The 14157-nt window shown below is 74.7% G+C and carries 12 protein-coding genes; 8 read left to right on the top strand and 4 right to left on the bottom strand.

The genetic code is table 11. From position 1 onward, the window contains the following. Window positions 1–85 precede the first annotated feature (85 nt). Both FB00_RS05570 and FB00_RS05565 read left to right on the top strand, forming a co-directional pair. Entirely contained in the window at window positions 86–478 is a 393-nt protein-coding gene (locus FB00_RS05570; protein ID WP_231581728.1) for a YciI family protein, read from the top strand. Window positions 479–485: 7 nt separating this feature from the next. Next, window positions 486–1802 (top strand): RNA polymerase sigma factor, encoded by a 1317-nt coding sequence (locus FB00_RS05565; protein WP_047231857.1) that lies wholly within the window; start codon window positions 486–488, stop codon window positions 1800–1802. Window positions 1803–1844: 42 nt separating this feature from the next. On the opposite strand, the gene FB00_RS05560 is transcribed toward FB00_RS05565, so the two are convergent. The 4 genes from FB00_RS05560 to FB00_RS05545 form a co-directional block, all read right to left on the bottom strand. Beyond that, window positions 1845–4157 (bottom strand): prolyl oligopeptidase family serine peptidase, encoded by a 2313-nt coding sequence (locus FB00_RS05560; RefSeq protein WP_047231856.1) that lies wholly within the window; start codon window positions 4155–4157, stop codon window positions 1845–1847. A gap of 92 nt (window positions 4158–4249) precedes the next feature. Then, the gene (locus FB00_RS20970) at window positions 4250–5245 is read right to left on the bottom strand and encodes a hypothetical protein (RefSeq protein ID WP_052877467.1); all 996 of its coding nucleotides are present in this window, start codon (window positions 5243–5245) and stop codon (window positions 4250–4252) included. Window positions 5246–5481: 236 nt separating this feature from the next. Then, on the bottom strand, window positions 5482–7629 hold the full coding sequence (locus FB00_RS05550) for a cytochrome c oxidase assembly protein (RefSeq protein WP_047231855.1): 2148 nt from the start codon (window positions 7627–7629) through the stop codon (window positions 5482–5484). A 42-nt stretch (window positions 7630–7671) separates the two neighbouring features. Continuing rightward, window positions 7672–8169, bottom strand: a complete 498-nt coding sequence (locus FB00_RS05545) for a PPOX class F420-dependent oxidoreductase (protein ID WP_082141028.1) — start codon at window positions 8167–8169, stop codon at window positions 7672–7674. Between the two features lie 235 nt (window positions 8170–8404). On the opposite strand from FB00_RS05545, the gene FB00_RS05540 reads away from it, so the two are divergent. Genes FB00_RS05540 through FB00_RS05515 form a run of 6 tightly spaced genes read left to right on the top strand, consistent with a single transcriptional unit; the run spans window position 8405 to window position 14073 of the window. Further along, window positions 8405–9403, top strand: coding sequence for an AAA family ATPase (locus FB00_RS05540; RefSeq protein WP_047231854.1), 999 nt, complete (start codon window positions 8405–8407; stop codon window positions 9401–9403). Between the two features lie 32 nt (window positions 9404–9435). After that, entirely contained in the window at window positions 9436–10338 is a 903-nt protein-coding gene (locus tag FB00_RS05535; RefSeq protein ID WP_052877466.1) for a DUF58 domain-containing protein, read from the top strand. Further along, entirely contained in the window at window positions 10325–10828 is a 504-nt protein-coding gene (locus tag FB00_RS05530; RefSeq protein ID WP_047231853.1) for a hypothetical protein, read from the top strand. The genes FB00_RS05535 and FB00_RS05530 overlap by 14 nt, the downstream gene beginning before the upstream one ends. Continuing rightward, entirely contained in the window at window positions 10822–11916 is a 1095-nt protein-coding gene (locus FB00_RS05525) for a vWA domain-containing protein (RefSeq protein ID WP_047231852.1), read from the top strand. The genes FB00_RS05530 and FB00_RS05525 overlap by 7 nt, the downstream gene beginning before the upstream one ends. Window positions 11917–11923: 7 nt before the next feature. Then, on the top strand, window positions 11924–13033 hold the full coding sequence (locus FB00_RS05520) for a vWA domain-containing protein (RefSeq protein WP_052877465.1): 1110 nt from the start codon (window positions 11924–11926) through the stop codon (window positions 13031–13033). Further along, the gene (locus FB00_RS05515; protein WP_156186309.1) at window positions 13030–14073 is read left to right on the top strand and encodes a hypothetical protein; all 1044 of its coding nucleotides are present in this window, start codon (window positions 13030–13032) and stop codon (window positions 14071–14073) included. Before FB00_RS05520 ends, FB00_RS05515 begins: the two co-directional genes overlap by 4 nt. The last annotated feature ends 84 nt before the right edge of the window (window positions 14074–14157 follow it).

Raw genomic sequence — 14157 nt, 5'->3', positions numbered from 1 at the left:
TGTCGGGAGCGAGCCGTCGGCTCCGACCTCCCCGTGACGGCGCCGACGGGGCGCCGACCGACGGAAGGAACCGACCATGCGGTACATGCTGGTGAAGACCTACACCCAGGCGGCGCACTGCGACCTCCCGATCCACGAGTGGGCACCGGAGGACGTCGAGGCGCACATCGCGTTCCAGCGGGCGCTCGGCGAGCAGCTCGCGGCGTCGGGCGAGCTCGTCGACGCCCAGGGCCTGGCCGGGCCGGACCAGGCGGTCGTCGTCGTGTCCGACGGCCGCACGGCGCCCGTCGTCACCGACGGCCCGTTCCCCGAGTCGAAGGAGTTCCTCGCGGGCTACTGGATCGTCGACGTCGACAGCCAGGACCGCGCGGTCGAGATCGCGGCGCAGGCGTCGGCCGCGCCCGGTCCGGGAGGCGCCCCGATCGGCGAGTACATCGAGGTCCGCCAGGTCATGAGCGCACCCGCGTCCGAGCAGTGACGGCCACGTGAGCACCTCGTCCCCCGAGCCGGTCGAGGACCTGCTGCGGGACCTCCGGCCGCGCGTCCTCGGCCTCCTCGTCAGGCGCTGCGGCGACCTGGCCGACGCCGAGGACGCGCTCCAGGAGGCGCTGCTCGCGGCCGCGACCCGCTGGCCGGCGGACGGGCTTCCCGACGACCCGCGCGCCTGGCTCGTGCGGGTCGCCGAGCGCCGGCTCGCGGACACGGTCCGGGCCGACGTCGCCCGCCGCCGCCGGGAGGAGACGACGGCGCGGCGCGACCCGGCGTCGGCGCGGCTCGCCCCGGCCGGGCTCACGGGCGCGGCCGGGGCCCCGCGGGCGACGGTCGCGCCCGACGACGTGCCGGGAGAGGGCGACACGGGCGCGGGACCGGGTGACGTCGACGACTCGCTCACCCTCTTCTTCCTCTGCTGCCACCCCGACCTGCCGCCCGCGAGCGCCGTCGCGCTGACGCTGCGGGCCGTCGGCGGGCTCACGACGGCGGAGATCGCCCGTGCGTTCGGCGTCCCCGAGGTGACCATGACCCAGCGCATCACGCGCGCGAAGCGGCGCCTCGCCGCGCTCGACCGCCCGTTCGCGACCCCGGGGCCGGGCGAGTGGGACGCGCGGCTCGCCGCGGTCCTGCGCGTCCTCTACGTCGTGTTCACCGAGGGCCACACGGCGACCTCGGGGCCGCACCTGCGGCGCGCGGACCTGTCCGGCGAGGCGATCCGGCTGGCCCGGACGGTGCACGCCCTGCTGCCGGACGACCCGGAGGTCGGCGGCCTGCTCGCGCTCATGCTCCTCACGGACGCCCGGCGCGGCGCCCGGACCGGCCCGCGCGGCGAGCTCGTGCCGCTCGCCGAGCAGGACCGGTCCCGCTGGGACCACGCCCAGATCGTCGAGGGCGTCCGGATCGTCACCGCGACGCTCCCCCACGGGCTCGTCGGGTCGTACCAGGTGCAGGCGGCGGTCGCGGCGCTGCACGCGCAGGCGCCGAGCACGGACGCGACGGACTGGGAGCGGGTCCTCGCGCTCTACTCGGTGCTCGAGCGCCTCGACCCGAGCCCGCACGTCACGCTCAACCGCGCGGTCGCGGTCGCCATGGTCGACGGCCCCCGCGCGGGCCTCGCCCTCCTCGCCGGCCTCGACGACGCCCTGGCGACGGGCCACCGGCTGCCCGCCGTGCGTGCGCACCTGCTGGAGCGGGCGGGAGAGACGCGGGCCGCCGTCGGGCAGTACGTGGCCGCCGCGGCGGCGACGCCGAGCCCCGCGGAGCGCGACTACCTCACGCTCCGCGCGGCGCGCCTGCGTGCCCTCCCGTGACGGAGCCCGGCCTCCCCCGGCGTCGAGCGGGGAGCCCCGTGCTCAGCCGAGCGTCGTCGGCAGCGCCGCGTCGCCCTCGCCCGGCGTGGCGCCGAGCACGTGCTCCGCGAGGAACGCGAGCACCACCTGGTACCAGACCTTCGCGTGCTGCGGCTGGAGGATCCAGTGGTTCTCGTCCGGGTAGAACAGGAACCGGTGCACCGTCTCGCTGTCGGCCCCGGCGGGCAGGCCCGACGACTCGAGCAGCTCGTACCAGAGCCGCAGGCCCTCGCCGATGGGGACGCGGTAGTCCTTGTCGCCGTGGATCACGAGCATCGGGGTGACGATGTCGCCCACGAACCGGTGCGGGCTGTTCTCGAACGCCATCTCCGGCGTCATCTCGCGCGCCCAGTAGTACGCGTGGTCCGTCGTCGGGCCGAACTGGTCGAGCGCCCACAGGCTCGCGTGCGTGACGACCGCGCGGAAGCGGTCGGTGTGGCCCGCGACCCAGTTCGCCATGTACCCGCCGAACGACCCGCCCATCGCGGCCGTGCGGGTCGCGTCGACCTCGGGTCGTGCCTCCACCGCGTCGGTGATCGCGAGCAGGTCGGTGTACGGGGCCTTGCCCCACGAACCCCAGCCGCGCTGCACGAAGTCCTGGCCATACCCCGTCGACAGCGCCGGGTCCGGCAGCAGGACCGCGTACCCGCGCGCGACCATCAGCCACGGGTTCCAGCGCCAGCTCCACGCGTTCCACGAGCCGAGCGGGCCGCCGTGGATCCACAGCAGCAACGGCGCGGGGTCGTCCGCGGACGCGCCGTGCGGGAGAGCGAGCCAGCCGCGCACGCGCACGTCGTCCGACGCGGCGGTCTCGACGTCGACGAGCGTGCCCGGGAGGTCGGGCGTCGCGACCGGGCCGCGCAGCGGCGTGGCGGGCACCGGCGTGCGGCCGCCCGCAGCGCCGGACCCGAGGAACGCCCCCAGGTCGATGCGGACCGGGTGCGACGGCTCGAGGTAGCTCGTGCGCAGCGCGTAGGCCGTGCGTCCGTCGGGCGCGACCTGCACGTCGGTGAAGACGGCGTCGTCGCTCGTCACGCGCTCGGCCGTGCCGTTCTCCGTCGTGCCGTCCGGGGAGAAGGCGACGAGGAAGACCGGCCCGCGGCCGTCGTCGTCGGCCGTGACGAGCAGCCCCGAGCCGTCGGGGAGCCAGCGCAGCGACGTCGGCCAGCGGTCCCAGTGCGGCACGAGGGTGCGCGGGGTCGCGTGGTTCTCCGCGCGCGTCGTCGCGGAGTCGTCGTGGCCCTCCACGGCCCCCGCCGGCCCGTCCGGCGCGTGCAGCGGAACGACGGCGAGGCTCTCCTCCGGCGCCTGGTGCGGCGTCGAGATGGTCTCCCGCACGAACGCGACCCAGGCGCCGTCGGGCGAGATGCGGGGTGAGTGCGCCTCCGCGCTCGGCTCGTCGACGAGCGTGCGCCGCGCGCCCGTCGCCGTGTCGATCGCGACGAGCGTGTTGCGCACCTGCGGCCCGGGCCCGGCCACCTGCCACGTGGTGACGAGCGTCGTACCGTCGCCGGACAGGTCGGCGGAGTGCTCGTGCAGCGCGCGGCCCGGCGCGGTCCCCTGCTCGACGCCGCGGGTCACGTCGCGCAGGTCGAGGAGACGGGGGTCGTGCGGGCCGTGGTCGTCGGTCACGTCGGTGCCGCCGGGCTCGGCGCCGGACGTCCCGGCCGGGTCCGGGAGCGGGTGCGCCGGCTCGTCGACGAGGGTCGTGAGGTCGCCGACGAACCGGTGGGCCTCGTCCGGGCCCCGGTCGTGGTCCCACTGGCGCACCGGGTACGCGCTGTGCAGGATCGCCGCGACCTTGGCGTCCTTGCGCGCGGACCGGAGCTCGGCGTCGTGCGCGAGGTCGCGCGCGCTGGGGAGCACCGAGGCCGCCACCGACACGACGGGCGCGTCCGCCGCTGCGAGCGGGCCGCTCACGCCCGCGGGCGCCGTCGCGACGACGCGGGCCTCGCCGCCCGTCGCCGGGAGCAGCCACAGCGCGGCCTTCGGGTCGTCGTCGGACCCGCCGTCCGGGTCGGGCCGGGCCGAGGTGAACAGGACGTCGCCCGCCCCGGTGAAAGTCGCGCTCGACTCGCCCTTGGTGCTGCGCGTGAGCCGACGCGCGGGGACCTCGCCCGCCGGGTCGACCTCCCACAGCGCGGTCCGGTACCCGGTGCGCTGCGGGTCGAGCGTCTGCACGGTCGTGACCAGGCGCGCCCCGTCGGGCGAGAGCGCGAGCCCTCCGACGCGCGGGATCGCGAGGTACTGGTCGAGATCGTGGAACGGGCTCTCGGGCTGGTCGGAGGTACCGGGCGTGGCGGCGTCGTTACTCACCCGTACGTCCTATCACGGCAGCCGCCCGCGCTCGCCCCCACCCCGCCCCGCCGAGCACGACATGAGGGTCGTTTTCGGGCCCATAACAGCCCTCATGTCGTGCTCGACGGCGGGTGGTGTCGTGCTCGGGCCAGGTGCCGACGCACGTCGGTGACCAGACGGCCCGGGCGCGGCGACCCTGGGGTCGTGACGTCACGTCCGGTGAACCGCAGCAGGTCCACGGCCCCGCACGCGACGAGGTCGTTCTGGCGGGCCCGGTCCCGCAGGAGAGCAGCCGGCTCGCTGTGGACGTCGGCGCCGTCCAGCTCGGCGATCAGCCACCGACCGCCGGGCAGCCGCCAGCCGAGGTCGCCGCGCCCCAGGAACCGACCATCGTCGACCACCTCTACCTGAAGGTCGTCGGGCGCGATGCCGGAATCCGTGCAGTCGAGCCGTGCGAACGTCTCGAGCGGAGACTCGGCTCGGCCGTCGGACTGCCCCCACCAGGGGTGCGTCCGTGCGACGCCGCGCCGACCGCGCGCGAGGTCGTGCGCGTGCGCGAGCCCCTCGGCGCTCAGGAGCCCGCGGTGTCGTGCGCTGTCCATCGCGGCGATGGCGCGCATCCTTCCCATCTCCGGCACGGCCTGCGCGAGCGCCCAGTCCGTCGTCGCGACCCACCTACCCTCGATCTGCGTGACGGTCATGCCGTCGTCGAACTGCCGCAGCAGGATGCCGTCACGGGACCGCCCGGCGCACGCCCCGGGGAGCGCCACCTCAGGCCTCACGTCCGTGCGTACGCCCTCCACCCCGAGGAGCACCAGCGCACACGGCCCGACCGCGATCGCGTCCGTGCCGTAGGCGAGCAGCCCGAGCCATGCGGCGCGGCGCCGCAGGTGCTCATGACGGCGTGGTCCGTCCCGATCACGAGGCGGGGCGACGATCGTGTCGAGGACCGCGTGGGTGACCTTCTGCCAGCGGCCTTGGCTCACGAGACGAGAGCGGCGGTGCGAGCCGACGCCGTGCTCGTCGCACTGCTGCGCGGAGAGCAAGCCCTCCTGCGTGCCGGCAAGGGTGAGGAGCTCCGACGGGACGGTGGCCACGGTGCGCATGCGCCGATCGGAGCAGGTCGGGCGGGACGATCGCCGCCATCCCGGCGACGCCTGTGGACGGGACCGTGGGATTCACGTCCTGTGGACGGTCTGGACCGCGGCGGGAGGCTGAGCGGCTCCCGCCGCGCCGGGCGTACGCCGTCGAACACGACACGACCCGCCGCCGAACACGGCATGGGGGCCGTTATGGGCTCCATAGCGACCCTCATGTCGTGTTCGGCGGGGTGGGGAGGGGGTCAGTCGTCCCGCTTCGACATCTCGGCGAGCATGGCGTTGTACTCCTGGAGCTCGGCGTCGCCGTCGCGGTCGGCCTGGCGGTCGTTGCGCTTGGCCTCGCGCTCGTCGGAGCGCGTCCACATGACCGCGACGACGATGGCGAGGATGAGCGTCGGGAGCTCGCCGATGCCCCACGCCACGCCGCCGCCGCGCTGCTGGTCGGCGATGGCGCTCGGGCCCCACTCGCGGCCGAGCAGGCCGAACCACTCCGGCACGAGCAGCACCTCGCCCGACGTCAGCGCGACGCCGAAGAAGGCGTGGAACGCCATGGTCGCGAAGAGCAGGAGCAGGCGCTGCGGGTAGGGCGGGCGGTGCGGGCCGGGGTCGATCCCGACGAGCGCGTTGGCGAACAGGTACCCCGCGAGCGTGAAGTGCGCGAGCATCGCGAGGTGCCCGGCGTACGTCGTCAGGGCGTACTCGAACGCGGGCGTGTAGTAGAAGACGATCATCGAGCCGGCGAAGTTCACCGCGGCGACGATCGGGTTGGCGAAGAACTGGCCCACGCGCGACGTCACGATCGCGAGCACCCACTCGCGCGGGCCGCGCGACCCGTCCTTGCGCGGCGGCACCGCACGCAGGAGCAGCGTCACGGGCGCGGCGAGCACCAGGAAGATCGGCACGACCATGGCGAGGATCATGTGCTGCACCATGTGCGCGCTGAACAGCACGTGGCCGTACATGGCCGGCCCGCCCGAGGTCACCCAGAAGAGGATGAGGATGCCGATGCACCACGAGACCGTGCGTCCCACCGACCAGGAGTCGCCGCGCTTCGCGAGGCGGCGCACCCAGCGCAGGTAGACGACGAGCGCCGCGACGCACGCGAACGCGGGCAGCAGGTCCCAGCGCCACTCGGTGAACCAGCGTGCGAGCGTCGGCTCCGGCGGCAGCGCGTGCCCGGTCACCTGGTACGCGGCGGAGGTGTCGAGCGGCTCCTCCTGCGGCACCGGCGGCGCGGTCGACCCGAGCGCGACGGCGACGCCGGACACCGCGCCCATGATGGCGAGCTCGACCGCGACGAGGCGCCAGAACAGCCAGCGCGTGCCCTCCGCGGCGGCGCCCTTCGCGCCCGTGGACGACGACGTCGCCGCCTGGCGCGACGAGCCGTTCGACGAGACCTTCGCCGCAGGCTTCGAGGAACCCTTCGACGAGGCACGGTCGGCGCCCGGCCGCGCGACCGCCGTCGGGCCGGAGAGCCGCCGTACGACGAGCTCGCGGTGCGCGAACCCGACGGCGCCCAGGACGAGCAGCAGCGCGAGCTTGGTGAGCAGGAGGATGCCGTAGTCGGTGGTGAGGCCCGCGAGCGTGTCGACACGGATGCTCGCGTTCGCGACCCCCGAGACGGCGACGGCCACGTAGCACCACAGCGCGATCGCGGAGTACCGCGCGACGGACGCCGTGAAGTCCGCGCGTCCCAGCCCGCCGCGGACGCGCACGACGGCGAGCGTCCCCAGGCCGCCGACCCACAGCGCGGCACCGGCCAGGTGGAGGAACATCGAGGAGACGGCGAGCTCGTGGCTCACCGCGCCCGCGGCGTGACCCGTGTTGGCCTGCATCGCGATCGCGACGAGCGCGAGCGCGGCCGTCCACATCGCGCCCGTCGCGCTGCGCACGGCGAGCGCGGCGGCGGACGTCAGCGCGGCGACGACGATGATCGCGAGGTAGTTGCGCCCGAGGCTGACCTGCGAGACGAACAGGCCGAGCTGGTCGCCGAACGTCGGGCCCGTGATGGGCGTGCTCGAGATCGAGGAGTAGCGCAGCACGACCTGCAGGACCGACAGCACGGCCCACGTCGCGGCCGACGCGCCCGCGACACCGAGCGCCTTGCGGACCGGCGTCCCGGCGGGCAGCACGCACGCCGCGAGGACGAGCGAGCCGAGCGTCAGCGCGACGGAGAGCTCGGTGAGGACCGTGACGACCGGGGTGCCGAGGCGCGCGAGCGCACCCGGGTCGGGGAAGCCGGCCGGGACGGTGAACGCGGCCGAGAACGCGCCGGCGGCGAGCACCGCGACGACGGCGACGACGACGGCGAACGGTCCGGCGAGGACGAGCCACCACGGGTTCGCGGGTCGGGCGTCCGACGGCGCGCGGCGCAGGGCAGTCGTGGTCACCGCACCAGGGTATCGAGCGCGCGGCCCCCTCCGGTCATCGCGTCACGGCTGCGGGAGCCGGGCCATCCCGTAGACGCGCGCCGCGCGCACGCGCAGCACCTGGCGGCGGTCGGCGACCATCGCGCGCCGGAACTCCTCCCAGTCGGGGTGCTCGCTCCCGGAGGCGGCGCGGAACGTCTCGACGAGCTCGTCGGCGGCGGCGTCGTGCGGGTCCAGGGCGACCGCGCTCAGCTCGGCGTCGCCCTCGACGACGGCGTAGCTCCAGAAGTCCTCGGCGCTCACCTGGAGCGAGACGCGCGGGTCGCGCGCGGCGTTCCGGGTCTTGGCACGGTCCGCGGTGACGGAGACGCGCGCGACGCCCGCCTCCGCGTCCCACGCGTACAGCACGTTGGACAGCTGGGGTCGGCCGTCCTTCTTGACGGTCGCGAGGACACCCTGGTGGCGCGCGGCGACGAGGGCGAGGAGGGCGGGCTCGCCCAGCCCGGCGGCGGCGTCAGGGGCGGCGGTGGCGTCGGTCGTGCCGACGGCGTCGGTGCTCATGACAGCCCAACCCCGCGGCGCCCGCAGGACATTCCCGACATGCCCGGGACGGCCGAGGCTCGCCCGCCGGGTGGGGACCTCTCCCCACCCGGACCTGTGGACGACGCCCGGTCCGGCGGGGGTCGCGCTGGCATACTGGGCCGGGTTCGCCGGGGGCTCGCGACGCTCCGTCCACCCTTCCGGCCGCGCACGGGACCACACCCGCACGACCCACGCACGACCCGGAGGACGATCGATGGCCGCAGGGCACGGCAGCATCTCGACGCAGGACCTCGACCGCGCGAGCCACCTGCTCAAGCGCGTCGGCCAAGTCTTCGACCAGCGCGTCGTCGGCCAGGACGCGCTGCGCACGGCGCTCGTCAGCTCGCTCCTCGCGGGCGGCCACATCCTGCTCGAGTCCGTGCCGGGGCTCGCCAAGACGACGGCGGCACAGACGCTCGCGGCCGCGGTCGACGGGTCGTTCCACCGCATCCAGTGCACGCCCGACCTCATGCCGAACGACATCGTCGGCACGCAGATCTTCAACTACGCGACCGGCGAGTTCACGACCCAGCTCGGCCCGGTGCACGCGAACGTCGTGCTGCTCGACGAGATCAACCGCTCGTCGGCCAAGACGCAGTCGGCGATGCTCGAGGCGATGCAGGAGAAGCAGACGTCGATCGGCGGCGAGAACTTCGCGCTCCCGGACCCGTTCATGGTGCTCGCGACGCAGAACCCCATCGAGGAGGAGGGCACGTACGTGCTGCCCGAGGCCCAGATGGACCGCTTCCTCATGAAGGAGGTGCTCACCTACCCGACGCCGCCGCAGGAGCTCGAGATCCTCCAGCGCATCGCGACCGGGCAGATGACGCAGCCCCTCACCGCCCAGCCGATCTCGCTCGACGACGTCCGCTTCCTGCGCGGCCTGGTCGACGACGTGTACGTGGACGACTCGATCAAGCGGTACGTCGTCGACCTCATCAACACGACGCGCCTCTCCGGCCCGCGCCCGATCCCCGGCCTCGACCGCCACGTGCGCGTGGGCGCGTCGCCGCGCGGCGGCATCGCGCTCATGCGCGTGGGCCAGGCGCTCGCGATCCTCGCGGGCCGCGCGTACGTCATCCCGGACGACATCAAGGCCGTGCGCTACTCGGTGCTGCGCCACCGCCTGGTGCGCACGTTCGACGCGCTCGCGAACAACGTGCCGCCGGAGCAGCTCGTGGACGCGGTGTTCGACGCCGTCCCGACGCCCTGAGCGACCCCCTCACCTTCTCGAGAGAGCACCACGTGCCCGACGTCTCCCGTCTCGCCCAGGTCCGGGCCCGGCTCGACCTCCCGGTCGCGCGCCGGGCGTCCGGGCTGCTCGAGGGACGGCACCGGTCGGTCTTCAAGGGGCACGGCCAGGACTTCGACGACCTGCACCTGTACGCGCCGGGCGAGGACGTCGGCGACATCGACTGGAAGTCGTCGGCGCGCGCAGGCCTCCCGATCATCCGCCGGTTCGTGCGCGAGTCGAACCTCAACCTCGTGCTCGTCGTCGACACCGGGCGCACGATGGGCGCGACCGCCCCGAGCGGCGAGACCAAGGCGGAGATCGCGAGCTTCTGCTGCGCGCTCGTCGCGTACCTCGCGCGCGACCGCGGCGACCGGGTCGCGCTCGTCGCCGGCGACGCCCGGCGGCTGGTCCAGCTCCCGCCCCGCGCGAGCACGCAGGACCTGGAGGTGCTGCTGCGCACGGTGGAGGACCTGTGGCGACCCGACGCGCCGCCGAGCGACCTGACGCGGCCGCTCGACCGCGCCCGGTCCGCGTTCCGGCGCCGCTCGCTGGTCGTGGTCGTGACCGACGAGGCGCGACCCGGGTCCGAGCACGAGCAGCTCCTGCGGTCGCTGCGCGTGCGCCACGAGGTCATGGTCGTCCAGGTCGCGGACCTGTCCCCCGTCGGTGCGGGCGCGGGCCCGCACGCCACCGGCGAGGTCGCGGACGTCGACGGGACGCTGCGCCTGCCCGCGTTCCTGCGTGGCCGGGCCGCGCTCGCCGAGTCCGCGGCCCAGGCTCTCGCCGCGCGGCGGGCCGAGGTCGCGGAGCGGCTGCGCACCCTCCAGGTCGAGGGCGTGCTCGTCGAGGGGTCGGACGACGTGGTGCAGCGGTTCGTCGAGCTCCTGGGGAGGCAGAAGCGTGCCCGTCGATGAGCTCGTCGACCCCGTGGGCTACTCGGGGTGGTGGACCGTCCTGGGGATCGTGCTGATCCTCGCGGCGGCCGCCGTCGTGTTCCTGGTCGTCTGGCTGACGCGCGCGAGCGCGGCCGAGAAGGCCGCGCCGCCGCCCGCGCCCCTGCTCCCCACCGGCCCCTACGACCCGTACGCGTCCCTGCGCGCCGAGTACGAGCGGCGGCTCGACGCCGTCGCGGAGCGGTTCCGCGCGGGCGAGCTCGACGAGCGTGCGCTGCACCTCGCGCTCTCGGCCGAGATGCGGGGCTTCGCGACCGGCAGGCTGGGGCAGGACGCGTCGTCCATGACGCTCACGGAGATCCAGCAGATCGGCGAGGCCGGACGCGTCACCCAGGTCATCGCGCGGTACTACCGGCCGTCGTTCGCGGACCACGACAACGACCCCGCGGCCCGGGACACCGACGCCGAGGACTCGATCGACCGTGCACGATCGGTGGTGCGCGGATGGTGAGGCACGCGCTCGCGGCGAGCACCGCCGTCGTCCCCGGGCCGCAGGGCTCGTCGATCCTGTGGCCGTGGCTGTGGGGCGCGCTCGTCGTCGCCGTCCTCGCCGCGGGCGCGGTCGCCTGGTGGCTCGCCCGGCGCCGCCGGGCGCGCGACGCCGACGCCGATGTGCTGTGGGTCGCGAACTCCGACTACCTCGCGCGCGTGCCGGCGTTCGCCGCGTGGGTGCGGCGCTACCGCGTGCTCCAGGGGCTCACGGCGGCGGGTCTGCTCGTCGCGGTCGTCGGCGCCGGGGCCGTGGCGGCGCGGCCCGTCGAGACGGACGTCGTCGTCGACCGGCTCGGCACGCGCGACATCGTGCTGTGCCTGGACGTGTCGGGCTCGATGATCGAGTACGACGGCGCGGTGCTCAAGGTGTTCCAGGAGCTCGTGGACAACTTCGAGGGCGAGCGGATCGCGCTCTCGATCTTCAACTCCTCGTCGCGCACGGTCTTTCCCCTCACGGACGACTACACGCTCGTGCGGGAGGAGCTCCAGGCGGGGATCGACGCGCTCGACAAGGACCCGGCCACGTTCGACTACACGGGCGGGTCGGACGACGCGGAGATCCTCGAGTACGCGCAGTTCACCGCCGGGACGACGGCGAACCTCTCCGGGGCGAGCCTCATCGGCGACGGGCTCGCGAGCTGCGCGCTCCAGTTCGACGCGGAGGACACCGAGCGCTCGCGCTCGATCATCCTCGCGACCGACAACTACGTCTCCGGCGAGCCGATCTACACGCTCCCCCAGGCGGCCGACCTCGTCGCGTCGCGCGACATCACGCTGCACGGGATCTTCGGCGGGTCGCAGCGCTACGAGGGCACGCCCGAGGAGAGCGAGTACCGCAGCACGGTCGAGGACGGCGGCGGGCTCTACTTCCTCGCCGACGACCCGGCCGCGGTGCAGGGCATGGTCGACGACGTCGTCGCGCAGCAGGCCGTCGAACTCGACGCGTCGCCCGAGGTGATCGTCACGGACCGGCCCGCGGGCTGGTTCCTCGTCGCGGTCCTCGGCGTCGCGCTGCTGCTCGTCGTCGCGTGGCGGGTGAAGGAGTGACGGGCCGATGAACCTCGCCGGACTGACGCTCCAGCCGCTCGTGCCCCTCTGGGCGCTCGCGCTGCTCGTCCTGCCGCTGCTCGGCCTCGCCGTGTGGCAGGCCGTCGTGGCCGGACGCCCCGGGCCCGACGGCGCCCCGCGCCCGGGCGCCCCGCGCGCGGCCTGGCTGCGCCGCGCCGGTGCGGTCGTGCTGCTCGGGATCATCGGGCTCGCGCCGTCGGTCGCGTCGACGGACCGCGACACGTCGGTCGCGAACGTCGACATGTTCTTCGTCGTCGACCGCACGGGCTCGATGGCGGCCGAGGACTACGGGCCCGAGGGCGGCCAAGAGCGGCTCGACGGTGTGCGCCACGACATCGCGAGCCTCACCGAGGCGATCCCGGGCGCCCGCTACTCGATCATCTCGTTCGACTCGCAGGCCTCGCGCCAGCTCCCCCTGACGACGGACGCGCGCGCGATCACGTCGTGGGCCGACACGTTCCACCGCGAGATCACGCGGTACTCGCAGGGATCGCTCACGGACCGGCCCCTCGACGAGCTGCGGTCCGCGCTCCAGGGGTCCGCCGAGCAGCACCCGGCGAACGTGCGCCTCGTCTTCTTCCTCACCGACGGGGAGCAGACGGCAGAGGGCGAGCCGCGCTCCTTCGCCGAGCTGGCCCCGGTGGTCGACGGCGGCGCGGTGCTCGGCTACGGCACGGCCGAGGGCGGGCGCATGAAGGAGTACGACCCCGACGTGGACCCCGAGGACGCGGAGTACATCATCGACTGGTCGCAGCCGAGCCAGGACGGCGAGCCGGTCGAGGCGCTCTCGGTGCTCGACGAGGAGTCGCTCACCGCGCTCGCGGACCAGCTCGGCGTGCCGTACGTGCACCGGCAGGAGCCGTCGGAGACGGCGTCGCTCGTCGCGGGCGTCGACCCGCAGCAGGTCGCGGCCGACGGCCGGCGTGACGTCACGGCGTACCGCCCGGTCGTCTGGCCGTTCGCGCTCGCGCTCGTCGCGCTGCTCGGCCTCGAGGCGTGGTTCTGGTCGCGCTCGGCCAGCCGCTCGCTCGTGCGCCCGACGACGTCCCGGCCGTCGGCCGTGCGCACGGCGGACCGTGTGGAGGTGCGCCGATGACCTGGTCCCCGCCCCCGACACCGCCGACCGGCACGCGCAAGCCGCGCCCCACGGGGGTCGCCGCGCTGCGCGCCGCGCGCCTGCGGCGGCGCACCTGGTGGCTCCTCGGCACGCTGCCCGTGGTGCTCGCGCTCCTCGTCCTCGGGGTCAAGCTGGCGCTCCTCGCCCCCATCGCGGCGACGGGCAAGGACCGCTACGACGGCGGGGAGGCGACGACCGCTGCGGACTACTACGGCATCCAGCGGACCTTCAACATCGTCGAGCCGTGGAAGGCGCACTACAACCACGGCACGGCGCTCGCCCGGTCCGAGGACTCGTGGGCGCTGTACGACGCGATCACGTCCCTCGACCGCGCGTACGACCTCGCGGAGGACGAGAGCCCCGAGGAACGCTGCATGATCCAGACGAACCTGTCGCTCGCGTACGAGATCCAGGGCGACGGCGACATGGCGTACGCGGACGGCAAGGCGGCGGAGCTCGCGCTCGTCGAGGAGGCGATCGCCGCCCGCGACGCGGGGCTGCCGTACGACGAGGAGGTCCTCGACCCGTACGGCGACGGGAGCGAGGAGCCCGATCCGGAGGAGCTGCGCCAGGACGTCCAGGACTGGTACGAGTACGCCGAGCAGGAGTACGCGACCGCCGAGCAGATCCGCGGCTGGCCCGACTGCGGGGAGTCCGAGCAGACCCCCGAGCAGGAGGAGCAGGACGAGGCCGCGCAGCGGCGCCTCCAGGACAAGCAGCAGCAGGCCCAGGACTCCCAGCCCGAGAACCAGGGCGGCGGCGACACGCAGGAGGGCGACGGCTCCGAGGGCGACGAGCAGTCCGAGGCCTCGGGCGGCGAGGGCTCCGAGGGCGAGGACCAGCAGAGCCAGGCCGAGCTCGAGGAGCAGCAGCGCCAGGAGGAGCTCGAGCAGCAGGGCTCCGAGGCGCGCGACGAGCAGGAGCGCCTGGAGCAGGAGTACCGCGACCTCTACGGCGACCAGCCCGGGACCGGCACCGACCCGGGCGACGGCAGCGGGAGCGGCACCAAGAACTGGTGAGCGCTCCGGCCTCGCAGGGGGTGGGCAGCCGCCCGCGCCGGCGTCACCCGGCGCGGCCGGCCGGCGTCACCCGGCGCGGCCGGC

Source organism: Cellulosimicrobium funkei, from assembly GCF_001019615.1.
Classification (GTDB): Bacteria; Actinomycetota; Actinomycetes; order Actinomycetales; family Cellulomonadaceae; genus Cellulosimicrobium; species Cellulosimicrobium cellulans_E.
This window is presented reverse-complemented; position numbering and strand designations above follow the sequence as displayed.

Bases quoted from the DNA above. Each gene is read 5' to 3' on its own strand.
- FB00_RS05570 (WP_231581728.1), top strand. From the start codon at position 86: ATGCTGGTGAAGACCTACACCCAGGCGGCGCACTGCGACCTCCCGATC.
- FB00_RS20970 (WP_052877467.1), bottom strand. From the start codon at position 5,245: ATGCGCACCGTGGCCACCGTCCCGTCGGAGCTCCTCACCCTTGCCGGC.
- FB00_RS05545 (WP_082141028.1), bottom strand. From the start codon at position 8,169: ATGAGCACCGACGCCGTCGGCACGACCGACGCCACCGCCGCCCCTGAC.
- FB00_RS05540 (WP_047231854.1), top strand. From the start codon at position 8,405: ATGGCCGCAGGGCACGGCAGCATCTCGACGCAGGACCTCGACCGCGCG.
- FB00_RS05525 (WP_047231852.1), top strand. From the start codon at position 10,822: ATGGTGAGGCACGCGCTCGCGGCGAGCACCGCCGTCGTCCCCGGGCCG.
- FB00_RS05520 (WP_052877465.1), top strand. From the start codon at position 11,924: ATGAACCTCGCCGGACTGACGCTCCAGCCGCTCGTGCCCCTCTGGGCG.
- FB00_RS05515 (WP_156186309.1), top strand. From the start codon at position 13,030: ATGACCTGGTCCCCGCCCCCGACACCGCCGACCGGCACGCGCAAGCCG.